We start from the raw sequence: 215 nt of genomic DNA on the forward strand, positions 1-215 counted from the left end.
CCGGCGCGCACGGTCTCTGCGAACGGCACCTGGAAACCAGGACGGTAGTCGATCCGGGGCCGGGCGACGATGCCGCCGCTCGAGACGTCGACGAGGTCAGCCCCGGCATCCACCGCCCACCGGGCCACCTGCGCGGCGTCGTCGGGAGTGAACCCGCCTTCGGCGTAGTCGGTGGCCGAGAGCCGCACGAAGACCGGCGTCGCGACGCCAGCGAC

At 73.5% G+C, this 215-nt stretch carries 1 pseudogene; it reads right to left on the minus strand.

Annotated elements, in window-relative coordinates:
- Positions 1–215 (minus strand): annotated as a pseudogene (locus tag RT309_RS14420) (oxidoreductase); the annotation flags it as partial.

Origin of the sequence: Microbacterium sp. (assembly GCF_032084865.1) — a bacterium.
Lineage (GTDB): Bacteria > Actinomycetota > Actinomycetes > Actinomycetales > Microbacteriaceae > Microbacterium.